21 protein-coding genes and 4 tRNA genes are annotated in these 22,958 nt (G+C 73.4%); 11 read left to right on the top strand and 14 right to left on the bottom strand.

Annotated features, from left to right (window positions below):
* Window positions 1–10: 10 nt before the first annotated feature.
* From GC722_RS05935 to GC722_RS05890, 10 genes are all read right to left on the bottom strand, one after another.
* Window positions 11–83, bottom strand: a tRNA-Trp gene (locus tag GC722_RS05935).
* A 115-nt stretch (window positions 84–198) separates the two neighbouring features.
* Window positions 199–1,476, bottom strand: a complete 1,278-nt coding sequence (locus GC722_RS05930) for an aminotransferase class I/II-fold pyridoxal phosphate-dependent enzyme (protein ID WP_156608694.1) — start codon at window positions 1,474–1,476, stop codon at window positions 199–201.
* An 86-nt stretch (window positions 1,477–1,562) separates the two neighbouring features.
* Window positions 1,563–3,368: a malto-oligosyltrehalose trehalohydrolase gene (gene treZ, locus GC722_RS05925; protein WP_156608692.1), complete on the bottom strand. Its 1,806-nt coding sequence runs from the start codon at window positions 3,366–3,368 to the stop codon at window positions 1,563–1,565.
* A gap of 31 nt (window positions 3,369–3,399) precedes the next feature.
* Window positions 3,400–4,494, bottom strand: a complete 1,095-nt coding sequence (locus GC722_RS05920) for a UDP-N-acetylmuramate dehydrogenase (protein WP_331714431.1) — start codon at window positions 4,492–4,494, stop codon at window positions 3,400–3,402.
* Window positions 4,487–4,915: a MaoC/PaaZ C-terminal domain-containing protein gene (locus GC722_RS05915; protein WP_331714430.1), complete on the bottom strand. Its 429-nt coding sequence runs from the start codon at window positions 4,913–4,915 to the stop codon at window positions 4,487–4,489. The genes GC722_RS05920 and GC722_RS05915 overlap by 8 nt, the downstream gene beginning before the upstream one ends.
* Complete coding sequence (locus GC722_RS05910) at window positions 4,912–5,349, bottom strand: FAS1-like dehydratase domain-containing protein (protein WP_156608691.1); 438 nt, start codon at window positions 5,347–5,349, stop codon at window positions 4,912–4,914. The genes GC722_RS05915 and GC722_RS05910 overlap by 4 nt, the downstream gene beginning before the upstream one ends.
* 98 nt (window positions 5,350–5,447) lie before the next feature.
* Window positions 5,448–5,615, bottom strand: a complete 168-nt coding sequence (gene rpmG / locus GC722_RS05905; RefSeq protein WP_156608689.1) for a 50S ribosomal protein L33 — start codon at window positions 5,613–5,615, stop codon at window positions 5,448–5,450.
* A gap of 55 nt (window positions 5,616–5,670) precedes the next feature.
* A tRNA-Met gene (locus tag GC722_RS05900) sits at window positions 5,671–5,747 on the bottom strand.
* Between the two features lie 32 nt (window positions 5,748–5,779).
* A tRNA-Thr gene (locus tag GC722_RS05895) sits at window positions 5,780–5,852 on the bottom strand.
* Window positions 5,853–5,955: 103 nt separating this feature from the next.
* Window positions 5,956–6,037 (bottom strand) — tRNA-Tyr (locus tag GC722_RS05890).
* Between the two features lie 164 nt (window positions 6,038–6,201).
* Between GC722_RS05890 and GC722_RS05885 the strand changes: the two genes are divergently transcribed.
* Entirely contained in the window at window positions 6,202–6,693 is a 492-nt protein-coding gene (locus GC722_RS05885; protein ID WP_331714429.1) for a YajQ family cyclic di-GMP-binding protein, read from the top strand.
* 6 nt (window positions 6,694–6,699) lie between these two features.
* Here the strand turns inward: GC722_RS05885 and GC722_RS05880 are convergent, their stop codons facing one another.
* Window positions 6,700–7,620, bottom strand: coding sequence for an aminoglycoside phosphotransferase family protein (locus GC722_RS05880; protein ID WP_331714428.1), 921 nt, complete (start codon window positions 7,618–7,620; stop codon window positions 6,700–6,702).
* A gap of 49 nt (window positions 7,621–7,669) precedes the next feature.
* Between GC722_RS05880 and GC722_RS05875 the strand changes: the two genes are divergently transcribed.
* On the top strand, window positions 7,670–8,515 hold the full coding sequence (locus GC722_RS05875; protein ID WP_331714427.1) for an exodeoxyribonuclease III: 846 nt from the start codon (window positions 7,670–7,672) through the stop codon (window positions 8,513–8,515).
* On the opposite strand, the gene GC722_RS05870 is transcribed toward GC722_RS05875, so the two are convergent.
* Entirely contained in the window at window positions 8,494–8,910 is a 417-nt protein-coding gene (locus GC722_RS05870) for a pyrophosphohydrolase domain-containing protein (RefSeq protein ID WP_156608685.1), read from the bottom strand. The genes GC722_RS05875 and GC722_RS05870 overlap by 22 nt on opposite strands.
* Before the next feature lie 59 nt (window positions 8,911–8,969).
* On the opposite strand from GC722_RS05870, the gene GC722_RS05865 reads away from it, so the two are divergent.
* From GC722_RS05865 to GC722_RS05855, 3 genes are all read left to right on the top strand, one after another.
* Window positions 8,970–9,992, top strand: coding sequence for an enoyl-CoA hydratase/isomerase family protein (locus GC722_RS05865; protein WP_156608683.1), 1,023 nt, complete (start codon window positions 8,970–8,972; stop codon window positions 9,990–9,992).
* Window positions 9,993–10,290: 298 nt separating this feature from the next.
* Window positions 10,291–10,668, top strand: a complete 378-nt coding sequence (locus GC722_RS05860) for a hypothetical protein (protein WP_156608680.1) — start codon at window positions 10,291–10,293, stop codon at window positions 10,666–10,668.
* Window positions 10,661–11,089 (top strand): hypothetical protein, encoded by a 429-nt coding sequence (locus GC722_RS05855; RefSeq protein ID WP_156608678.1) that lies wholly within the window; start codon window positions 10,661–10,663, stop codon window positions 11,087–11,089. Before GC722_RS05860 ends, GC722_RS05855 begins: the two co-directional genes overlap by 8 nt.
* Here GC722_RS05855 and mptB read toward each other — a convergent pair.
* Window positions 11,079–12,728 carry a polyprenol phosphomannose-dependent alpha 1,6 mannosyltransferase MptB gene (mptB, locus tag GC722_RS05850; protein WP_156608676.1) on the bottom strand — a complete coding sequence of 550 codons (1,650 nt, stop codon included), beginning with the start codon at window positions 12,726–12,728 and terminating at the stop codon, window positions 11,079–11,081. The two genes, GC722_RS05855 and mptB, sit on opposite strands and share 11 nt — an antisense overlap.
* A 362-nt stretch (window positions 12,729–13,090) precedes the next feature.
* On the opposite strand from mptB, the gene GC722_RS05845 reads away from it, so the two are divergent.
* Together GC722_RS05845 and GC722_RS05840 are read left to right on the top strand one after the other, a co-directional pair.
* Window positions 13,091–15,139 (top strand): 2-oxoacid:acceptor oxidoreductase subunit alpha, encoded by a 2,049-nt coding sequence (locus GC722_RS05845; RefSeq protein ID WP_331714426.1) that lies wholly within the window; start codon window positions 13,091–13,093, stop codon window positions 15,137–15,139.
* Window positions 15,136–16,215, top strand: a complete 1,080-nt coding sequence (locus GC722_RS05840; protein WP_156608672.1) for a 2-oxoacid:ferredoxin oxidoreductase subunit beta — start codon at window positions 15,136–15,138, stop codon at window positions 16,213–16,215. Before GC722_RS05845 ends, GC722_RS05840 begins: the two co-directional genes overlap by 4 nt.
* A gap of 72 nt (window positions 16,216–16,287) precedes the next feature.
* On the opposite strand, the gene GC722_RS05835 is transcribed toward GC722_RS05840, so the two are convergent.
* Window positions 16,288–17,187, bottom strand: a complete 900-nt coding sequence (locus GC722_RS05835; RefSeq protein WP_156608670.1) for an SMP-30/gluconolactonase/LRE family protein — start codon at window positions 17,185–17,187, stop codon at window positions 16,288–16,290.
* Window positions 17,188–17,297: 110 nt separating this feature from the next.
* Here GC722_RS05835 and GC722_RS05830 point away from each other — a divergent pair, with 110 nt between their 5' ends.
* From GC722_RS05830 to GC722_RS05815, 4 genes are all read left to right on the top strand, one after another.
* Entirely contained in the window at window positions 17,298–19,475 is a 2,178-nt protein-coding gene (locus GC722_RS05830) for an alpha-galactosidase (RefSeq protein WP_331714425.1), read from the top strand.
* A gap of 157 nt (window positions 19,476–19,632) precedes the next feature.
* Window positions 19,633–20,571, top strand: coding sequence for a carbohydrate ABC transporter permease (locus tag GC722_RS05825; RefSeq protein WP_156608668.1), 939 nt, complete (start codon window positions 19,633–19,635; stop codon window positions 20,569–20,571).
* Between the two features lie 15 nt (window positions 20,572–20,586).
* The gene (locus GC722_RS05820) at window positions 20,587–21,537 is read left to right on the top strand and encodes a carbohydrate ABC transporter permease (protein WP_231747396.1); all 951 of its coding nucleotides are present in this window, start codon (window positions 20,587–20,589) and stop codon (window positions 21,535–21,537) included.
* A gap of 14 nt (window positions 21,538–21,551) precedes the next feature.
* On the top strand, window positions 21,552–22,922 hold the full coding sequence (locus GC722_RS05815) for an ABC transporter substrate-binding protein (RefSeq protein ID WP_156608666.1): 1,371 nt from the start codon (window positions 21,552–21,554) through the stop codon (window positions 22,920–22,922).
* Window positions 22,923–22,958: the final 36 nt, after the last annotated feature.

Here is a 22,958-nt window from a genome sequence, read left to right as displayed (position 1 = left end):
TCCTGCTCCGCAGGGCAAGAGGGACTTGAACCCCCAACCTTCGGTTTTGGAGACCGATGCTCTGCCAATTGAGCTATTGCCCTTCGACGGAACCCCCGTCCGGCTCGTCGCGGGCGCGACGGGACGGTCAGCGGTTTCGCCAAGACCTGGAGTGTACGCAGTCGAGCGCCGTGAGTCGAACTCGCGCCCCGGCGGGCCTCAGACGGACACCGCTCCCTGCTGCTCCAGGGCGGCCAGCACGACGCAGGTGGCCAGCCCCTCCATGGCCTCGGTGAGCTCGGCCTCGGCCGGGAAGGAGGGGGCGATCCGGATGTTGGCGTCGCGCGGGTCGCGGCCGTAGGGGAACGACGCGCCGGCCGGGGTCAGCGCGATGCCGGCCGCCTTCGCCAGCTGCACCACCCGCGCGGCGGTGCCCTCGGGGACGTCCAGGCTGACGAAGTACCCGCCCTCGGGCTCGGTCCAGCTGGCGATCCCCAGCTCGCCGAGGCGCTGCTGCAGCACCGACCGCACGATGGCGAACTTGGGCTCCAGCAGGGCGCGGTGGCGGCGCATCACGGCCCGCACCCCCTCGGCGTCGCCGAACCAGCGGGCGTGGCGCAGGTGGTTGACCTTGTCGGGCCCGATGGAGCGCTTGCCGGCGTGGTCGAGGTACCAGGCCAGGTTGGCCGGGCTGGCTCCCAGGAAGGAGACGCCGGCGCCGGCGTAGCTGATCTTGGAGGTGGAGGCGAACACCAGCACGCGGTCGGGGTTGCCGGCCTCCTCGGCCAGCCGCAGCACGTCCAGCGGCTCGTGCTCGGTCTCGGTCAGGTGGTGCAGCGCGTAGGCGTTGTCCCACATCACCCGGAAGTCCGGCGCCGCCGGCATCTCGAGCAGGGCGCGGGTGGTGGCCTCGTCGTAGACCGCCCCGGTGGGGTTGGCGTAGGTCGGCACCACCCAGATCCCCTTGATGGCCGGGTCGGCGGCCACCAGCTCGGCCACCTGCGCCACGTCCGGGCCGTGCTCGCCCAGCGGCACCGGGATCATCTCGATGCCCAGGTGGGCGCAGATCGAGAAGTGGCGGTCGTAGCCGGGGACCGGGCAGAGGAACTTGACGCCACGGCCGAACCAGGGCTCGTCGACCCCGGGGACGCCGTGCAGCACGGCCCACGACACGCAGTCGTGCATCAGCGACAGGCTCGAGTTGTCCCCGGCCAGCAGCTGCTCCACCGGCACCCGCAGCAGCTCGGCGAAGATCTCGCGGATCTCGCGCAGCCCGTGCTGACCGCCGTAGTTGCGCACGTCGGTGCCGTCCGCGGCCCGGCTCTGCCCGGCCCCGGGCAGCACCAGCAGCTCGTCGGACAGGTCCAGCTGGGCGGCGGAGGGCTTGCCGCGGGTCAGGTCCAGGGAGAGCTTGCGGTCCTGCAGCTCGGCGTAGGCCGCCGTGGTGCGGGCCGCCAGGGCCTCCAGCTGCTGGGGGTCGAGGTCTGCCAGACCCATGGTTCGTCCTCTCGGTGGAGCGCGCGCGCCGCGGCGCCGGGGGCCGGCTCCGGCCCCCGGTCAGCGTATCGGCGCCCGTCGGCGGCTCAGCCGGCGTCCGGGCCGTGGTCGAGGACGGCCACCGCGTGCCCGTCGAGGACCAGCGCGTCCCCGTCCAGGGACACCTCCCCGCGGGAGCCGAGCAGCTGCACGCCCGCGGGCAGCCCGGCCCGCTGCAGCGGGACGCGCACCTGCCCGGTGCCGAAGCCGGCGGCCACCGAGGTGCGTCGGCCGCGGGTCAGCACCAGCCAGCCCTGCTCGGCGTCGTGGTTCACCGAGACCTCGGCCCAGCGGGGGTCGGTGAGCTCGGGGCGGCTGCGGCGGAGCCGGATCAGCTCGCGGTACCACTGCAGCAGGTCGGCGTGCTCCCCGCCCTCGGGCTCGGACCAGTCCAGCCGGGAGGAGGCGAAGGTCTGCGGGTCCTGCGGGTCCGGGACCGAGTCCGGGTCCCAGTTCATCTCGGCGAACTCGGCCAGCCGGCCCTCCGAGACCGCCCGGCCCAGCTCGGGCTCGGGGTGGGAGCTGAAGAACGCCCACGGCGTGGCCGCACCCCACTCCTCGCCCATGAAGACCATCGGGGTGGACGGCCCCAGCAGGGTGAAGGCGGCCGCGGTGGCGAGCTGGGCCTGGTCCATCCGGCTGCGGGGCCGGCTGCCGTCGGCCCGGTTGCCGATCTGGTCGTGGTTGGCCGAGTAGACCACCAGCCGCCAGGCCTCGGTGTGGACCAGGTCGAGCGGACGGCCGTGGCTGCGGCGGCGGAAGCTCGACCAGCAGCCGTCGTGGAAGAAGCCGCGGGTGAGCACCTTGGCCAGCGCGTCCAGGCCGGCGAAGTCGGCGAACCAGCCCGACACGTCGCCGGTCAGGTTGGCCAGCAGCGCGTGGTGGAAGTCGTCGCTCCACTGCCCCGTCAGCCCGAACCCGCCGGCGTGACGGGGGGTGATCAGCCGGGGGTTGTTGAGGTCGGACTCCGCGATCAGGGTGAGCGGGCGTCCGACGGCCGCGCTGAGGGCGTCGGTCTCGAGGGCCAGCTGCTCGAGCACGTCGACGGCCCTTCCCGGGTCGGCCAGCGCGTGCACCGCGTCCAGCCGCAACCCGTCCACGTGCATGTCGCGCATCCACATCAGGGCGTTGTCGAGGACGTAGCGGCGGACGGTGTCCGACCCCTCGCCGTCGAGGTTGATGGCCGTCCCCCAGGTGGTGTTGGCCTTGTCGTTGTAGTACGGGCCGAACTCGGGCAGGTAGTTCCCGCTCGGGCCCAGGTGGTTGTAGACCACGTCCTGCAGCACGCCGAGACCGCGCTGGTGGCAGGCGTCGACGAAGTGCTGGTAGGCGGCGGGCCCGCCGTACTGCTCGTGCACGGTGTACCAGAGCACGCCGTCGTAGCCCCAGTTGTGGGTGCCGTTGAAGCCGTTGACCGGCAGCACCTCGACGAGGTCGACGCCCAGCTCGACCAGGTGGTCCAGCCGCTGCTCGGCGGCGGCGAAGGTGCCCTCGGGGGTGAACGTGCCGACGTGCATCTCGTAGATGACCGCCCCGGCCAGCTGCCGGCCCCGCCAGGCGTCGTCCTGCCAGACGTGGGCGCCGGGGTCGAAGGTGCGGGAGAGCCCGTGCACGCCCTCGGGCTGGCGCCGCGAGCGGGGGTCCGGGCGCGGGGTGGGCTCGTCGTCCAGCAGGTAGCCGTAGTCGACCTCGCCGGTGGCCAGCGCCTCGGGCAGGTCGACCGGGTGCCACCAGCCCGCCTCGTCGCGGGCCATCTCGACCCGGGTGCCGTCGGCGACCAGGGTGACCGAGCGGGGCAGCGGCGCCCAGACGGCGAAGCGGTCGGTGGCGGGACGAGGTGAACTGGTGCTCATCGGTCTCTTTCTCCGGAGGCGGACGGTGCGGTCAACCGGTGAGCGGCTGCAGGCGGCAGCCGACCAGGTTGGGTTCCGGTTCCAGCACTACCCCGAAGCGGGCGTGCACACCCTCCCGGACCTCCGAGGCCAGGGCGAGCAGCTGGGCGGTGGTCGCCCCGCCGCGGTTGGTCAGGGCCAGCGTGTGCTTGCCCGACAGCGTGGCCGGCGGCCGGCCGTACCCGCGGGGGAACCCCGAGCGCTCGATGAGCCAGGCGGCGCTGGTCTTCACCGCGCCGTCCGGCTGCGGGAAGCGGGGGGCGTCCGCGGGCAGCGCGGCGGCCGCCGCGGGGTCCAGCACCGGGTTGGTGAAGAAGGAGCCGGCGCTCCAGGTGTCGTGGTCGGCCGGGTCGAGCACCATCCCCTTGCGGGCCCGCAGCGCGAGCACCGCCCGGCGGACGTCCTCGGCGGCGGCGCGCTCCCCCGGCTCGACGCCCAGGGCGCGGGCCAGCTCGCCGTAGCGGACCGGCGCAGAGAGGGTGCCCAGCTCGAGCTGGAAGGTGACCGAGAGCACGAGGAATCGGCCGGGTTCGGCCTTGAAGCGGGAGGTCCGGTAGCCGAAGCCGCAGTCGGCCGCCGGCAGGGTGCGCACGGCCTGCGCCTGCCGGTCCCAGGTGCGGACCTGGGCGATGGTCTGGCTGACGTCGGCGCCGTAGGCGCCCACGTTCTGGATCGGGCTGGCCCCGGTGAGCCCGGGGATGCCCGAGAGGGCCTCCAGCCCCACCCAGCCCCGGGCGACCGTGGCGGCCACCAGCTCGTCCCACGGCTCGCCTGCGGCCACCGCCACCGTGGCGCCGGCGCAGTCGGAGAGGTCCTCGACGCGGATGCCGCGGGTGGCGACCTGCACCACGGTGCCGTCGAAGCCCTCGTCGGCGACCACCACGTTCGAGCCACCGCCCAGCACCAGCACCGGCTCACCGGCCCGGTCGCAGCCCGAGACGTGCTCGACCAGCTCGGCCTCGGTGCGCGCCACCAGCAGCCGCCGGGCGGGTCCGCCCAGGCGCAGGGTGGTCAGCGGGGCCAGGGGGACGCCGGAGCCCTCCGTCGGCGCCTCGGGCGCCGCCGTCGACGGGACGGCCTCAGCCACAGTCGACCTCGATCCGGGTGCCGCCCAGCACCTTGACCCCGTCGCAGACCGCCTCGACCGAGATGGTCCAGCGGGTGCCCTCGACGGCGGTCACGGTGGGGGTGAAGGTGATGTCGGCGCCGTCGAGCTCGTCCACCACCACGGGGCGGGTGAACCGGGTCGTGCAGGAGACCAGCACGCCGGGGTCGCCCACCCAGTCGGTCACGGTCTTGACCGCCAGCGCCATCGTCAGCATGCCGTGGGCGACGACGCCCGGCATCTGGATGGCCGCGGCGAACCGGTCGGACCAGTGGATCGGGTTGAGGTCGCCGGAGGCGCCGGCGTAGCGGATCAGGTCGGCCCGGGTGAGGTGCACCGTGGTGGTCGGCAGCGCGGTGCCGACCCCGACGTCGCCGACGCGGAGGGTGAGCAGCGGGTTCACCGGACGTCCTCCTCGGGGGCCGGGTGGGAGTGCACGAAGGTGGCGCGCACCTCGCAGACGGGCTCGCCGTCGGTGGTGCTGACCTCGACCAGCGAGCCGATGAAGTCGGCCGAGCCGCGGGTGCGGACCTTCTCGATGGTGAGGGTGGCGGTCACCTCGTCGCCGACCCGCAGCGGCCGCTGCCACGAGAAGCCCTGGTCGGCGTGCACCACCCGCTCCAGGGCCAGCCCCAGCTCGGGGTCGTGGAACATCTGGTCCCAGGCCTGGCCGGCCACCACGATGGCGAAGGTCGGCGGGGCGACGGGCCGCTTGCCCCGGTAGACCTCGTTGCCGTCGCGCAGGGCCCGGGCGAACTCCACCACCTTGGCCTGGCTGACGACGTAGGGGTCGGTCGCCGGGTAGCGGCGGCCGACGTGCTCGGCGGAGATGGGCATGGCCTGGAGTCTAGGGGGCGCCCCGGACAGCGCCTGGGACGACGAGAGCCGCCCACCCGGCGGGGTGGACGGCTCTCGGGAGGCGTCGGGGCGAGCGCTCAGCGGGTCTCGCGGTGCGCCGTGTGGGTGTGGCACTTGGGGCAGAACTTCTTCAGCTCCAGCCGCTCCGGGTCGTTGCGCCGGTTCTTCTTGGTGATGTAGTTCCGGTCCTTGCACTCGGTGCAGGCGAGCGTGATCTTGGGCCGAACGTCCGATGCCTTGGCCATGGTTCCTCTGTTCCTGTCGCTCGGAGCGACCTACTCGTCCAGTGCGCGGCGGGTCTGGTAGCGGGAGCGGGATTCGAACCCGCGACCTCACGATTATGAGTCGTGCGCTCTCACCAACTGAGCTACCCCGCCGTGACCCATGGGTGGGTGCCCACGAGCTCCAGAGCCCCCATGCGGAATCGAACCGCAGACCTTCTCCTTACCATGGAGACGCTCTGCCTACTGAGCTATAGGGGCCAGCCGACGCACAAACATACACACCCTGACGGCCTCGCCAAAATCGGCCGCCAGTGCCCGGGTCCGGGGGACGTGACGAGTCACGTCCCCCGCACCAACGGCGTGGCAGGTGTTGGATTCGAACCAACGTAGGCTGAGCCGACGGTTTTACAGACCGCTCCCTTTGGCCGCTCGGGCAACCTGCCGCGCCGATCACTCGGCGCGAGAAGGTTACACGGCCCGGGCCGGGCAGACCAATCGTCGCCCGGCGCGGCCCGCGGCTTGGCACCGCCGACCCCGCCGCGCCACCATGGCGGGCAGACCGCAGCACCGCCGGGGACGCCCGCCGGTGCGGACCAGGAGGATGAGGGTGGCTTCAGACAGCTCGTTCGACGTGGTGAGCAAGGTCGACCGCCAGGAGGTCGACAACGCGCTCAACCAGGCCGCCAAGGAGGTCTCCCAGCGCTTCGACTTCAAGGGCACCGACGCCAGGATCGCCTGGTCCGGCGAGGCCGTGGAGATGCAGGCGGTCAGCGAGGAGCGGGTGAAGGCCGTGCTCGACGTGTTCCGCTCCAAGCTGGCCCGGCGCAAGGTCGACCTGAAGTCCCTGGAGGCCGACGAGCCGCGCCAGTCCGGCAAGCTGTGGAAGATCACCGCCCGGACGGTCGAGGGCATCAGCCAGGAGAACGCGAAGAAGATCAGCAAGCTGATCCGCGACGAGGGCCCCAAGGGCGTCAAGGCGCAGGTGCAGGGCGACGAGCTGCGGGTGTCGGGCAAGTCCCGCGACGACCTGCAGGCGGTGCAGCGGCTGATCCGCGAGGCCGAGTACGACTTCGCGGTGCAGTTCGTCAACTACCGCTGAGCCCGCTCAGTCCTGGACGGCCTTGGCCACCGCGACGCAGCGGGTGATCCAGTCGCGCTCGCCGGCGGTGAGCCCGCGACCGGCCCGGCGGGCGCCCAGCGCCGACCAGGAGGCGTCCACCACCATCCGCACCACCGTCCAGTCCCGGGCCCTGGTCTCGTCCAGCTCCGCGGCGTCGACGACCGTGTGGAAGCGGCGCCGGATGCCCGCCCGCAGGTCGCCGGTCATCTCCTCCCACCGGTCGGTGAGCAGCGGACCGGGCTCCCAGTGCGGGTCGCCGTCGACGGGCAGCGGGTCGATGGCCAGCCAGGGCTCGCGGTCGCCGGCCAGCACGTTGGCGTAGTGCAGGTCGCCGTGCAGCACCACCCCGGTGCTGGCCGGGTCGTCGACCAGCGCCGCCCCGGCGTGCAGCGCCTGCTCGACCAGCCGGGGCGGCACCGGCAGCTCGCGGCCGAGCGCGGCCAGGTCGTCCAGCCAGCCGCGCACGTACCCGGTGAGCGGGCGCAGCTGGGGCAGCGCCGGGCGGTGCAGCCGGCGGTACAGCCCGGCCACCACCTCGCACGCCTCGAGGTCCCAGAGCCCCGTGAGGTCGACCGGGTGCAGCCGTTCCAGCAGCATCGCGCGACGCCGCGGGTCGGCGCGCAGCAGCCGGACGGCTCCCTGGCCGTGCCAGTGCTGCAGCGCCAGCGCCTCGTGCTCCATCTCGGGCTCGCCGTCGAAGGCCACCTTGAGCACCGCCGGCTCCCCCTCGGCGGTGAGCACCGGCAGCACCAGCGCCGCCGACCCGGCCAGCGGGTCGCCGTCGGGCCGCAGCCGCCACTGCTCCAGCAGGTCCCGTCGCAGCCGGGGCAGCCGGTCGAGCCAGCCGGCCCAGGCGGGGCCGTCGTGGCGGCGCTGCTCCAGCGCGGGTGGCAGCGGCTCGGTCACCCGCCGATCATCGCAGCCGTGCCGGGGCCCGGCGCTACAGTGCGCTGCCGTGACCGACCTCCCCGCCACCGCACCGGTGCTCCGGCTGGCCAGCGCCAACGTCAACGGGATCCGGGCCGCGGTGCGGCGCGGCCTGCCGCAGTGGCTCGAGCAGCGGCGCCCCGACGTGGTGGCCCTGCAGGAGGTGCGCTGCGAGCCGGGGCTGGTGCCGCCGCTGCCGGGCTGGCACCTGACCCTGGACGCCGGCACGCGCGCGGGCCGCAACGGGGTCGCGGTGCTCTCGCGCGAGGTGCCCAGCGCGGTGCGGACCGGGATCGGCAACCAGGCCTTCGCCGACGAGGGCCGCTACCTCGAGGTCGACCTGGACCGGGCCGGGCTGACGGTCGCCTCGCTGTACCTGCCCAAGGGCGACCGTCCCGGCGACGGCCCGGCGGCCGAGGCCCGGTACCGGCGCAAGCTGCGGTTCATGGCCTCGCTGGCGCGCCAGCTCACCGACTCGCGCCGGGCCGCCGCGCGGCAGGGTCGCGAGTTCGTGGTGATGGGCGACTTCAACATCGCCCACACCGAGCTCGACCTGGCCAGCTGGCGCACCAACCGCCGCAGCCCGGGGTTCCTGCCCGAGGAGCGGGAGTGGTTCGGCTCCCTGCTCGGGTCCCGCCGGCTGGTGGACGTGGTGCGCCGGCTCCACCCCGGCAGCCCCGGCCCGTACTCGTGGTGGACCTGGCGGGGCCAGGCCTTCAGCAACGACGCCGGCTGGCGGATCGACTACCAGCTCGCCAGCCCGGGGCTGGCCGGGCGGGCGCTGCGCGGCGGCACCGACCGCGAGCCGAGCTACGAGGCGCGGATGAGCGACCACTCCCCCGTGGTCGTCGACTACGCGCTCCCGCCCGCCTGACGGGCCAGCACCCCGGCCACGTCCGGGGGCCGGTAGCGCTCGGACTTGAGCACCTTGCCGTCGGCGCGCAGCACCGGGCGCCCGGAGCCGTCCAGCTTGGTCATGTTGGAGCGGTGCACCTCGGCGACCACGGCGTCCAGGTCGATGCCGTAGACGTCGGCGGTGCCGTAGGCGACGTAGACGATGTCGGCCAGCGCGTCGGCGACGGCCACCAGGTCCCCGGCGGCGCTGGCCTCGGCGAACTCCTCGGTCTCCTCGCGCAGCAGCCGCACCCGCAGCTCCGCGTCGGCCCGGCCGACGTCGGCCTCCGGCCGGTCCCGGCTGGGCAGACCGAAGGCGCGGTGGAACTCCGCCACCGCGGCGGCGGGACTCGGGTGCGTGCGGGCAGCGCTCATGGCCCGATCCTGCCCCGTCCCCGCGGCCGTGGCGGCGGCGGCTGGGTAGGTTGCCGGGCATGGACGAGGGCCTCTCCCCCACCAGCACCCCGGACGTGCTCAGCGGCACCCGCGGCCGGCTGGGACGGATCCGGCTCAACCGGCCCCGGGCCATCAACGCCCTGACCACCGACATGGTGCGGGCGGTGCGGTCCGAGCTGGCCCGGTTCGCCGACGCCGGCGTGGACGCGGTCTGGCTCGACGGGGCCGGCGAGCGCGGGCTCTGCGCCGGCGGGGACGTCCGCGCGGTGCGCGAGTCGGTGCTGGCCGGAGGCGACGAGGCGACCACCTTCTTCGAGGCCGAGTACGCCATGGACGCCGCCGTGGCCACCTCGCCGGTGCCGGTGGTGGCCTGGATGGACGGTGTCGTGATGGGCGGCGGCGTGGGGGTGTCGGTGCACGCCGGGCTGCGGCTGGTGACCGAGCGGACCCGGCTGGCCATGCCGGAGACCCTCATCGGCTTCTTCCCCGACGTCGGCGCGCTGTGGTGGCTGGCCCGCTGCCCGGGGCGGACGGGCACCCGGCTGGCGCTGACCGGGGCCACCGTCGGCGGCGCGGACGCGGTGGCCCTCGGGCTGGCCGACCGGCTGGTCGCCTCCGACCGGGCCGCGGAGCTGGTGGAGCGGGCCGCGGCCGGCGAGCGGCTGACCGACGTGGGCCTGGGCGCGGCGGAGGTGAGCAGCCCGGTGCTGGCGGAGGCGTCCGTGCTGGACCCGCTGCTCGCCGGGGACGACGCCGCTGCGATCCTGCGCCGCCTGGGCGTCGGCGAGCACCCGCTCGCGGCCGCGACGGCCCGCGAGCTCGCCGCCCGCAGCCCCTGGGCGGTCTCGGTCACGCTGGCCGCGCTGCGCCGGGCCGAGCGGATGTCCACGCTCGCCGAGGTGCTCGACCAGGACCGGCGGCTGGCACCCCGGATGGCGGCACACCCCGACTTCGCCGAGGGGGTCCGGGCCCAGCTGGTCGACCGGGACCGCACCCCCCGCTGGACCCACGCCGGCCTCGACGACGTCGACCCCGCCGAGGTCGAGGCCCTCTTCCCCTGACCCCTGCTCGCGTGTATGTCGTCCAGGTCTCGGCCGGTGTGTCGCGGCGCGTCGCGCTGTGGCGCCGCCACCGCGTACAGGTTCCCAGGGATTGCCCGTGCCGCCTCGCCGGGGACGCCCTGCCCGCGCGCACGAGCGGCAGCCGGCCGGCCGGAACCGGGTGCGAGGCGGGTTCTCCTGGGGACGTGTACGCGGTGACGCCGGTACAGCGGGACACGCCGCGGCACGCCGTCCGTGACCGCGACGACATACACGCTGGCGGGGTGGGCGGGGGTGGGGGGTCGATAGGCTCCCCGGCATGGTCCTGGGGTTGTCGCTGGCGCTGACGGGGCTCTGCCTGGTGGCCGTGGCCTGGGCGGTGGTCAAGATCGTGCGGCGGAGCCCGCTGCTGTGGTCGAGCACCGCCGACCGGGTGCTGCTGGCACTGCTGGGCCTGGTGGAGCTGGGGCTGCTGGCCCAGCTGGTGACGGGGTTCGTGCTGATGGCCTCCACCGACGCGCCGGCGGGGCTGACCTTCGCGGTCTACCTGGTCGGCGTGCTGCTGATCCTGCCCGCCGGCACGGCCTGGGCGCTGGCCGACCGCAGCCGGGCCGGGGCCGGGGTGCTGGTGGTGGCCTGCGTCACCGTCCCGGCGATGATCCTGCGGATGCACCAGGTGTGGAGCGGAGATGCCTGACCGCTCGGCGCTGGCCACCCGGACCCGCAGCGGGCTGGGACGGGTGCTGATCGCGGTCTACGCCGTCTTCGCGCTGGCCGCCACCGCGCGCACGCTGGTGCAGGTGGTGGAGCGCTTCGAGGTGGCGCCGCTGGCCTTCACCCTGTCCGGCGTCGCCGCGCTGGTCTACTGCCTGGCCACCGCCGGCCTGGCCCGCGGCGGCCGCGGCTCCCGCCGGGTGGCCTGGCTCAGCTGCACGGTGGAGCTGGTCGGCGTGCTGGCGATCGGGACGCTGAGCTGGGTCCGCCCGGAGTGGTTCCCGGAGGCGACGGTGTGGTCGCACTTCGGCCAGGGCTACGGCTTCGTGCCGGTGCTGCTGCCCGTGCTGGGCCTGCTCTGGCTGCGCCGCACCGCCTCGCCGGCGGCCCCGGTCAGCGGGTGAGCGAGGAGCGCCGGACGGCCTCGGCCACCCGCGGCGCGCGCAGCCGCGGCACCAGCAGGTGCCAGCCCGGCTCGGTGCCGCCCAGCTCGGCCAGCGAGGTGCGGTCGAAGATCCACACCCGCCAGGCGATCAGCCCCAGCGCCACCACGCCGATCAGGGTGGCCTCGTTCTTCCAGGCCACGTTCATCGCGATGTAGCCCAGCAGCCCCGCCGACACCCACACCGCGCCGCGGAGCATCCGCCGGCTCGGACGGGTCAGCCCCAGCAGCACCCCGGACCAGGACAGGTACCAGCCGTGCAGCGCCGGCCCGCACAGCGCCACCGCCAGCAGCGACCAGGCCAGCGAGGTGATGGGACGCCGGTGCGCCAGGGTGACGGCCAGCCAGCCGATCAGCGCCACGCAGGTCACCATGAACAGCGTCCGGACCACCCGCACCGACGTCCACGACAGGTCGTAGAGCCCGAGGGAGTAGAAGAACTGCGAGAAGACCTCGCCGAGCATGGTCGAGGGCGACATCGTGGTGACCATGCCGGGGACGTTCATCCCGGCGATCCAGCCGAAGCCCAGCCCGGTGGCGAGGTTGATCAGCAGGAACACCGCCACCACCACCACGCTGGCCACCAGCCCGCGGCGGACCGTGCGCAGGATCCGCGCCCGCTGGTCGGTCAGCGCCAGCTCCGGACGCAGCCGGGCCAGCGACAGCGAGCTGCTGCGGCTCAGCACCGGGTCGGAGAGCACGGCCACGGCGAGCACGGCGAAGATGCCGGGCAGCTTGATCGCCGCCGACGCGGCCACCAGCACGACCGGGAGCAGCAGCCGTCCCTGCAGGGCGAGCCAGAGGGCCACCACCACCAGGGCCATCATCAGCGCGTCGTTGTGGATGCCGCCGACGAAGTGCACCAGCACGAGCGGGTTCACCAGGCCCAGCCACAGCACCAGCCGCGGCTCGACGCCGATCCGGGCCGCGATCCGGGGCAGCAGGTGCAGCATCACCGCCACCGACAGCAGCACCGGCACCCGCATCCCGACCACGGCCCAGTACGGGTGGTGGCCGAACAGGTCGACCACCAGGTGGTTCAGCTGCAGGTCCAGCGGGCCGTAGGGCGCGGGCGTCCACCGCCACACCATCACGGTCTGGTCGGCGAAGGCGCCCGGCAGGGAGCCCACCCCCACCTCGTAGGGGTTCAGCCCGTTGTGGATCAGCCACCCCTCCGCGGCGTAGGCGTAGGCGTCGGCGCTGAACACCGGCGGGGCGAGCAGGAAGGGGACGCTCCACAGCGCCACCACCGCGGGGTAGCTCAGCCCGGGGTGGCGCGAGGGGCGGGTGGCGAACCAGGCGTCGAGCAGCAGCCCGACACCGACCATCAGCAGGGCCGTCCCCAGCGCGGTGCCCAGGCTGGTCTGCAGGAACGACACCCCCGGCACGGCGTGCACCGGGTTGGCGGCGGGCAGGTAGCCGGGGGTCAGCGAGCCGACGGTGATCAGCGCGGTGCCGAGCAGGCCGCGGCGCACCGCGGCCACGGCCCAGGCCCCGGCGAGGGCGTCGCGGACGTCCAGCAGCGCCGTCAGCCAGGGACGCGCCGCGGCCGCGCCGACCCGCCGCGGCACCGGCGTGGCCGGCAGGCGGACAGGCGGCACGGGTTCTCCTCGGTCTGGCGGGCACCCGGTCTGGCGGGCACCCGGTCTCATCGGCACTCGGGCCGGCGGGCAGCTGGCGGACGGCCGGACCCTCCGCCCGACCGGTGGGCACGAAACCGACCGCCGTGCCGTCGCCGGGCACGGACTATTTCGGTCAGGATACGCGTTGCACCCTCCGAGGGCGGGACCTCGGGGGTCGGACTCCGGCGTCCCCGCGCTCACCGACGGCCCCACGCAGCCCGCGTGGACGTGGAGCCGAGGAATTACGCAAGCCGCGTAGAGTGTAATGGGCCACGACGCAGACGCCGGGTGGCCCGGAAAACTGACCGCCAGGGTCGCAGACCAAGAGGGGCAAGTTCCAGGTGCCAGCCGTCCACACACTCGACCGTGTTGTCATCCGATTCGCCGGCGACTCCGGCGACGGCATGCAGCTCACGGGCGACCGCTTCACCGCCGACTCAGCGGTGTTCGGCAACGACATCTCCACGCTGCCGAACTTCCCGGCCGAGATCCGCGCCCCGCAGGGGACGCTGCCCGGCGTGTCGAGCTTCCAGATCCACTTCGCCAACTACGACATCATGACGCCCGGCGACCGCCCGGACGTGCTGGTGGCGATGAACCCGGCCGCCCTCAAGGCCAACATCGCCGACCTCCCGCGCGGCGGCGTGATCATCGCCGACAGCGCCGAGTTCACCCGGCGCAACCTGACCAAGGTCGGCTACGACTCCGACCCGCTGACCGACGACAGCCTCGCCGACTACCAGGTGCACGCGCTGGACCTGACCGGCATGACGGTGGCCGCGGTCAAGGAGTTCGGGCTGTCGCGCAAGGACGCCTCCCGGGCCAAGAACATGTTCGCCCTCGGCATGGTGTCGTGGCTCTACCACCGGCCCACCGAGGGGACCCTCGCCTTCCTGGCCAGCAAGTTCGCCAGCAAGCCCGAGATCCGCGACGCCAACATCACCGCCTTCAAGGCCGGCCACGCCTTCGGCGAGACCACCGAGACCTTCGCCGTCCGCTACGAGGTGGCCCCGGCGCCCATGCGCCCCGGCCGCTACCGCCAGATCTCGGGCAACCTGGCTACCGCCTACGGCCTCATCACCGGGGCCAGCAAGGCGGGGCTGCCGATGTTCCTCGGCGCCTACCCGATCACCCCCGCCTCGGACGTGCTGCACGAGCTGAGCAAGCACAAGAAGCACGGGGTGACCACCTTCCAGGCCGAGGACGAGATCGCCGCGGTCGGCGCCGCCCTGGGCGCCTCCTTCGCCGGCCACCTCGGCGTCACCACCTCCTCTGGCCCCGGCATCGCGCTGAAGGCCGAGACCATCGGGCTGGCGGTGATGACCGAGCTGCCGCTGGTGGTGGTGGACGTCCAGCGCGCCGGCCCGAGCACGGGCATGCCCACCAAGACCGAGCAGGCCGACCTGCTGCAGGTGATGTACGGGCGCAACGGCGAGGCGCCGGTCCCCGTGCTGGCCGCCCAGTCGCCGGCCGACTGCTTCGACACCGCGATCGAGGCGGTGCGGATCGCCGTGAAGTACCGCACCCCCGTGGTGATGCTCTCCGACGGCTACCTGGCCAACGGCGCCGAGCCGTGGCTGGTGCCCGACCTGTCGGCCATCGAGCCGATCGACCCGGCCTTCGCCACCGAGCCCAACGCGACCGACGCCAAGGGCAACCCGGTCTTCCACCCCTACAAGCGGGACGAGACGACGCTGGCCCGGCCGTGGGCCGTCCCCGGCACGCCCGGGCTCGAGCATCGCATCGGCGGCATCGAGAAGGCCAAGGACACCGGCAACGTGTCCTACGACCCGGCCAACCACGACGCCATGGTCCGCACCCGCCAGGCCAAGGTGGACGGCGTCGTGGCCGACATCCCCGACCTCGTCGTCGACGACCCCGGTCGTGAGGACGGCGACGGGGCCAAGGTGCTGGTGCTCGGCTGGGGCTCGACCTACGGCCCGATCACCGCGGCCGTCCGCCGGGTCCGCAAGGAGGGCCACAAGGTCGCCCAGACCCACCTGCGGCACCTCAACCCGTTCCCGGCGAACCTCGGTGAGGTGCTGCGGGGCTACCAGCGGGTCGTCGTGCCGGAGATGAACCTCGGCCAGCTCGCCATGATGCTGCGGGCCCGCTACCTGGTGGACGTCGAGTCCTACTCCCGGGTGCGCGGCCTGCCGATCTCGCTGTCGGAGCTGGCCCGGGACCTGATCACGGTCGTCGACGAGGTCGAGGGCCGCAGCAACGACGAGATCGCCGCCGAGCTCGCCCGCCTGCGCACCGACGAGGTGCGCGACACCGTCGAGGGACAGCACTTCGACACCGACGCCAGCCAGCGGAGCGCCCCGGCCGGGAACGGCCGGCGCACCGCGGTGGCGACCGCCGTCAGCAACGAGGAGCGCCAGCGATGACCACCACCGACCCCCAGACCCGCCCGGCCTACAAGGGCCTGGCCGGCGTCCCGCTCAGCCTGACGCCGCTCACCCGCAAGGACTTCACCAGCGACCAGGAGGTCCGCTGGTGCCCGGGCTGCGGCGACTACGCCGTGCTCGCCGCCTTCCAGGGCTTCATGCCCGAGCTGGGCATCACCCGCGAGAACACCGTGATCGTCTCCGGCATCGGCTGCTCCTCGCGGTTCCCCTACTACGTCGACTCCTACGGGATGCACTCGATCCACGGCCGCGCGCCGGCGATCGCCACCGGGGTGGCCACCAGCCGTCCCGACGTGGGCGTGTGGGTGGTGACCGGTGACGGCGACGCGCTGTCGATCGGCGGCAACCACCTGATCCACGCGCTGCGCCGCAACGTGAACATGACGATCCTGCTGTTCAACAACCGGATCTACGGGCTGACCAAGGGCCAGTACTCCCCCACCTCCGAGGTGGGCAAGCTGACCAAGTCGACCCCGATGGGCTCGGTGGACAGCCCCTTCAACCCGGTGTCGCTGGCGCTCGGCGCGGAGGCCTCCTTCGTGGCCCGCACCGTCGACTCAGACCGGGCGCACCTGACCGAGGTGCTCAAGGCGGCCGCCCAGCACCGTGGGTCCTCGCTGGTGGAGATCTACCAGAACTGCCCGATCTTCAACGACGGCGCCTTCGACGCGCTCAAGGACAAGGACTCCGCGGCCGAGTCGATCATCCCGCTGCGCCACGGCGAGCCGATCCGCTTCGGCGTCGGGGGCCGCCTGGGCGTGGTGCGCGACGCGGTGACCGGTGAGTTCGCGGTGCGCGAGGTCGCCGAGGTCGGCGAGGAGGCGCTGGTCGTCCACGACGCCCACCGCGAGGACCCCTCCTACGCCTTCGGGCTGTCCCGGCTCACCGACACCGGGGTGATGCAGCGCTCCCCGATCGGCGTGTTCCGCGACGTGGAGCGTCCGGCCTACGACGACCTGGCCCGCGAGCAGCTCGAGCTGGCCACCGCCGGCGGCGTGCCCGAGGACGCCCTGCAGGACCTGATCTCGGGGAAGGACACCTGGGAGGTCCGCTGACACCCCCGCGACCGGCCCACGCGCCCGTCCCGCCTCGGCGGGGCGGGCGCTCGCGCGTCGGGGGCGCGTGCGTCAGCGGGCCTCGCGGACGCCGGTCTCGACCAGCCACACCCGCGACCCGCCGGTGACGGCCAGCGTGCTGCCGTCCGGGCCGCCGAAGGCGAGGTTGGACGTCCGCTCCGGCAGCGGCAGCAGACCGAGCAGCGTGGCCGGCCGGTCGGGGCCGCCGGGCTCCCAGACGCGCACCCCGTCGCCGGCCGAGGACCAGATGCGGCCCTCGGTGTCGACCCGGATCCCGTCCGGCTGCTGGCCGGTGGCCTGCTGCCACCGCGCACCCAGGCTGCCGTCGACCACCTGGTAGGACCACAGCACGCCGTCGACCGAGTCCACCACGTGCAGCACCGACTCGTCGGGGGAGAAGGCCAGCCCGTTGGGGCCGGGCATGGCCGGCGACACCCGCTGCACGTCGCCGTCCGGGGTGACCCGGTAGACGTAGCAGCCGTCGAGCTCGGCCTCGCCGCCGTAGCCCTCCTCCGGCTTCTCCAGCCCGTAGCGGGGGTCGGTGAACCAGGTGCTGCCGTCGCGGGCCACCACCAGGTCGTTGGGCGAGTTGAACCGCCCGCCCTGCCAGCGCTCGGCCAGCGGCGTCCAGCTGCCGTCCGCCTCGCGGCGCACCACGGCCCGCAGTCCGTGGCTCGCGGCCAGCAGCCGTCCCTCGCGGTCGACGGTGTGGCCGTTCTGGTGGTGCGAGGGCTCCATCTCGACCACCACGCCCGGGCCGTAGCCGACGTCCTCGGTGACGGTGCCGGCGTCGGGCCGCCGGCGCAGCAGCCGGTTGCCGATCACGTCGCTCCAGACGAGGGAGTGGTCCTCGAGCCAGGCGGGGCCCTCGAACCACCGGCCGTTCCGGGCCACGGGGCGCGGCTCGCCGCGGAGCAGGCCGGCAGGCAGGGGGTGCACGTCGTCGGTCACGGGGCCGACGCTAGCCGTTGCCGGGGGCGGGCGGGGCACCGGGGTGGGGTGGCCCTCCGGGTCGCCGCCTGATTAACTTCGTGTCAAAGCAAACCACGTCAGGAGTTCCCGTGCCCGAGGCCACCGCCGTCCTTGTCCACCTGCGCGCCGCCGGCGTCAGCCTGCTCGTCGAGGTCGCCGACCGGCGGCTCCCGGCCGTCCTGCACTGGGGCGACGACCTCGGTGAGCTGAGCGGGGAGGAGGCCGCCGCGCTGGCCCGGGCGCGCGTGGTGCAGGCGATGGCGAACCAGGTGGACGAGCCGCTGCGGCTGTCCGTGCTGCCCGAGCAGCACACCGGCTGGGTCGGCCGCCCCGGGCTGTCCGGGTCGCGTGACGGCCGGTCCTGGACACCCTGGTTCACCGTGACCGAGGTCCGGCTGGACGACCGGACGCTCTCCCCCGGGCTGACCGGGTCGGGCGCCGGGACGCTGACCGTGACGGCCGTCGACGAGGAGGCCGGGCTCGAGCTCGGCCTGCTGCTGGAGCTGACCGTCGAGGGGCTGGTGCGCGCCCGCGCCACCCTGACCAGCACCGCCGAGGGCGTCTACCAGCTCGACGACCTGGTGCTGGCGCTGCCCGTGCCGCAGCGCGCCCGGGAGATCCTCGACCTGGCCGGCCGCTGGGGCAAGGAGCGGACCCCGCAGCGGCGCGAGCTCGTGGTGGGCACCCACCTGCGGGAGGGCCGTCGTGGCCGGACCGGTCCCGAGGCGGCCACCGTGCTGCACGTGGGCACGCCGGGCTTCGGCTTCGCCGAGGGCGAGGTGTGGGGGCTGCACACCGCCTGGAGCGGCAACCACACCCACTACGCCGAGCGCATCTACAGCGGCGAGCAGGTGCTGGGCGGGGGCGAGCTGCTGCTGCCCGGCGAGGTCCGGCTGGCCCGCGGCGACTCCTACACCTCGCCGTGGGTGGTGGGCGCCCACGGGCACGGCCTGGACGAGGTCGCCCGGCGCTTCCACCGGCACCTGCGAGCGATGCCGGGGCGGGCCACCCGGCCCCGGCCGGTCACGCTCAACGTGTGGGAGGCGGTCTACTTCGACCACGACCTGCCCCGGCTGAAGGCGCTGGCCGACCTCGCGGCGAGCATCGGCGTGGAGCGCTTCGTGCTCGACGACGGCTGGTTCGGCAGCCGCCGCGACGACACCTCCGGGCTCGGCGACTGGACCGTCTCCGCCGACGTCTGGCCCGACGGCCTGCACCCGCTGATCGACCACGTCCGCGGCCTGGGCATGGAGTTCGGGCTGTGGTTCGAGCCCGAGATGGTCAACCCGGACTCCGACGTGGCCCGCGCCCACCCGGAGTGGATCATGGCGCCGGGCGAGCGGCTGCCCGTGGAGTCGCGGCACCAGCAGGTGCTCAACCTCTCCATCGAGGAGTGCTGGACCCACGTCCGCGACCAGATGTCGGCCCTGCTGGCGGAGTACGACATCGCCTACATCAAGTGGGACCACAACCGGGACCTGGTCGAGGCCAGCACCCGGGCCACCGGCCGGGCGGCGGTGCACGAGCAGACGCTGGCGACCTACCGGCTGATGGCCGACCTGAAGCAGCGCCACCCCGGCCTGGAGATCGAGTCCTGCTCCTCCGGCGGGCTGCGGATCGACCTGGCGGTGCTGGAGCACACCGACCGGGTCTGGGTGTCGGACTGCATCGACCCCCAGGAGCGTCGCCAGATCCAGCGCTGGACCACCCAGCTGGTGGCCCCCGAGCTGATGGGCACCCACATCGCCTCCGGCCGCTCGCACACCACCGGTCGCGTGCACGACCTGGGCTTCCGCGCCCAGACGGCGTTCTTCGGCCACCTGGGCCTGGAGTGGGACCTGGCCGAGGCGAGCCCGGAGGACCTGGCCACGCTGACCGAGGTGATCGCCCGGCACAAGGAGCGGCGCGAGCTGCTGCACGGCGGCGACCTCGTCCGCCTGGACTTCCCCGACCCGACCGTCGAGCTGCACGGCGTGGTGGCCCCTGACCGCTCGCGGGCGCTGTACCAGCTGGCCACCGTGGGCCGCAGCGAGGTCAGCCTGCCCGGGGCGCTGGTGCTGCCCGGGCTCGACCCGGCGCGCCGCTACCGGGTGCAGCCCCTCGACCTCGGCCAGCCCGCGCGCGGGCTGCGTCCGCCCGCCTGGTGGCCGGCCGAGGGCGAGCCCGGCCCGGTGCTGCCCGGCACCGTGCTGTCCCGCGCAGGTTTGCAGGCACCCGCGCTGCACCCCGAGCAGGCCGTCCTGCTCGAGGTCTCCGCCGTCGACTGACGCACCCCCCGCCCCTCCTCCCGCGCCCCGCCTCCGCCACCCCGCGGACGCGGCGGCCGGGCCGGGTGGCGGCGAGGTCTTGACCCTTCGTTTGCTTCGTGTCAAAGTAAACCCGGCTCGCCACCGACGAGGGTGGGGAGGACGAGAGGACACCTGGATGGCCATCTCACAGCCCGTGCAGCGGCCCTCGGGCCCGGTGACGGCTCCCGCGCCTCCCCGCGGCCGCCGTCGCAAGGACGACACCGCGCTGGCCCTGCTCTTCATCGCCCCGGCGTTCCTCGGGTTCGCGGTCTTCCTGGCCTGGCCCACGCTGCGCGGCATCTGGCTCAGCTTCACCGAGTTCAACCTGCTCACCCCGGCCCGCTTCGTCGGCGCCGACAACTACCTGCGGATGGTCCAGGACCCGGTGTTCTGGAACGCCATGGTGGTGACCCTGCAGTACGTGGTGATCAACATCGGCCTGCAGACGGTGCTGGCGCTGCTGATCGCGGTGCTGATGCAGCGCCTCACGCAGTCCAGCCTCGTCCGCGGGCTGGTGCTGACCCCCTACCTGGTGTCCAACGTGGTGGCGGCGCTGGTCTTCTTCTGGATCCTCGACACCCAGCTGGGCGTCGGGAACCAGATCATCGCCGGCCTCGGGCTGGAGCGGATCCCGTTCCTGGCCGACGAGGCCTGGGTGATCCCCACCATCGCGGTGATCAACGTGTGGCGCCACGTCGGCTACACGGCGCTGCTGATCTTCGCCGGCCTGCAGGCCATCCCGCCCACGATGTACGAGGCGGCCAAGGTGGACGGCGCCTCGGAGATCAAGATGTTCTTCCGCATCACCCTGCCGCTGCTGCGCCCGATCATGGCCCTGGTGCTGATCATGACCATCATCGGCTCGTTCCAGGTCTTCGACACCGTCGCCGTCACCACCCAGGGCGGTCCGGTGAACGCGTCCCGGGTGCTGCAGTACTACATCTACGACATGGCGTTCGGCCGCTTCCAGTTCGGCTACGCCTCCGCCCTCTCGGTCGGCCTGCTGGTCGTCCTGATGGTCGTCACCGTGATCCAGTACCGGCTGACCCGTGCGGGCAGCTCCGACCTGGCCTGAGCGAAGGAGCTCCCGATGGCCCTGATGACCACCGACGCCACGCCCGCCGACGCCACCGAGCCCGAGCAGGCCCGGACCGCACGCCCCGGCCGGCGCACCAGCCCCGGCCGGGTGCTGGCCTGGGCGGTGATGATCCTGTTCCTGCTGTTCAGCCTGTTCCCCTTCTACTGGATGCTGCGCACCGCGCTGTCGAGCAACAACGAGCTGTACGCCGGGGCCGAGAGCTGGCTGCCGGTCGGCTTCGACACCGGCGGCTTCGAGCGGGTGTTCGGCCTGCAGACGGGTGAGGAGGCGCTGGCCGCGGGCGGCTCCGGCCAGTCCCTCAACTTCTTCCTGTACCTACGCAACTCGGTGGTGGTGGCCCTGCTCATCACCGTCGGGCAGACCTTCTTCTCCGCGATGGCCGCCTACGCCTTCTCCCGGCTGCAGTGGCGGGGCCGCGACTTCGTCTTCGCGCTCTTCCTGGGCGGGCTGATGGTGCCGCTGATCTTCACCTTCCTGCCCAACTTCGTGCTCATCAAGCAGCTCGGGCTGGTCGACACCCTGCTCGGGATCGCCCTGCCGAGCATGCTGATGGCGCCCTTCGCGGTGTTCTTCCTGCGCCAGTTCTTCCTCAACATCCCCCGCGAGGTGGAGGAGGCGGCGCTCATCGACGGCGCCAGCAAGGTCAAGGTGTTCTTCACCCTGATCCTGCCGATGTCCAGCGCCCCGGTGGCCACGCTGGCGGTGCTGACCTTCATCACCGCCTGGAACGACTACTTCTGGCCGCTGATGGTCAGCTACACCGACAGCTCCCGGGTGCTGACGGTCGCGCTGGGCGTGTTCCGCGCCCAGACCCCGCAGACCGGACCCGACTGGTCCGGCCTGATGGCCGCCACGCTGGTGGCCGCCCTGCCCATGCTGCTGCTGTTCCTGGTCTTCGCCAGGCGGATCATCAACTCCATCGGCTTCAGCGGGATCAAGTGAGAGGAGCGACGACGATGTCCGCACGCCCCACCCCCCGACGCCGCCGGCTCGCCGCCGCCCTGGCCACCCTGCCCGTGCTGGTCGCGGCCAGCGGCTGCGGCGGCGACCAGGGCGCCGGCGACGCCCAGGTGATCGACTACTGGCTCTGGGACTCCTCCCAGCAGCCGGGCTACGAGCAGTGCGCCCAGGCCTTCGAAGCCGAGAACCCCGGTCTGGACGTCCGCATCACCCAGAGCGGCTGGGACGACTACTGGAGCCGGCTGACCGCCGGGTTCATCGCCGACCAGGCCCCCGACGTGTTCACCAACCACCTGACCAAGTACCCCCAGTTCGTCGACCTGCAGGTGCTGCTGCCGCTGGACGAGCTGGAGGCCACCGCCGACCTCGACCCGGCCGACTACCAGCCCGGCCTGGCCGAGCTCTGGCAGGGCCAGGACGGCCACCAGTACGGCTCCCCCAAGGACTGGGACACCGTCGGGCTGTTCTACGACCGCGCGGTGCTCGAGGAGGCGGGGCTGAGCCCGGACGACCTCGCCGACCTGGAGTGGAACCCCCGGGACGGCGGCACCTTCGAGCAGGTCATCGCCCACCTGAGCGTGGACGCCAACGGCGTCCGCGGCGACGAGCCGGGCTTCGACAAGGAGAACGTCGAGGTGTTCGGGCTGGGCGCCAGCGGCTCGGGCGGGGACAACTTCGGCCAGACCCAGTGGTCGCCGTTCACCGGCAGCCTCCCCACCTGGACCGCCACCGAGACCAACCCCTGGGGCAGCGAGTTCAACTTCGACGACCCGGCCTTCCAGGAGACCCTGGAGTGGTACTACGGGCTGGCCGAGAAGGGCTACATGCCCCGCTACGACACCTTCGGGCCCTCCTCCGACTCCTACCAGCAGTTCGCCGCCGGGCGGGCCGCGCTGGCCCTCAACGGGTCCTGGATGATCTCCAGCTTCGCCTCCGTCGAGGGGGTCGAGCTGGGTGTCGCGCCCACCCCGATCGGGCCCAGCGGGCAGCGGGCGTCGATGTACAACGGCCTGGCCGACTCGGTGACCCGCTTCGCCGACGACCCGGAGGCCGCCGCCCGGTGGGTGGAGTTCCTCGGCGGGACGACCTGCCAGGACATCATCGGCGAGTCCGGCGTGGTCTTCCCCGCCACCCCCTCCGGCACCGAGAAGTCGATCCAGGCGCGCTCGGAGGCCGGCATCGACGTCAGCGCCTTCACCGACCACATCGAGGACGAGACCACGTTCCTGTTCCCGGTCACCGAGCACGGCGCCGACATCACCGCGCTGCTGCAGCCGGCGATGGACGCCGTCTACATCGGCAGCGAGCCCGCCTCCTCCCTCACCGAGGTCAACGAGCAGGTCAACCGGCTCTTCGACTACGGGTGAGGGCCGCGCTGACGGGCGGCGGGGATCGGTCAGGAT

It is taken from the genome of Auraticoccus cholistanensis (assembly GCF_009742705.1).
Lineage (GTDB): Bacteria > Actinomycetota > Actinomycetes > Propionibacteriales > Propionibacteriaceae > Auraticoccus > Auraticoccus cholistanensis.
The sequence above is the reverse complement of the archived record's forward strand: the minus strand, read 5'-3'. Positions and strand labels throughout refer to the sequence as shown.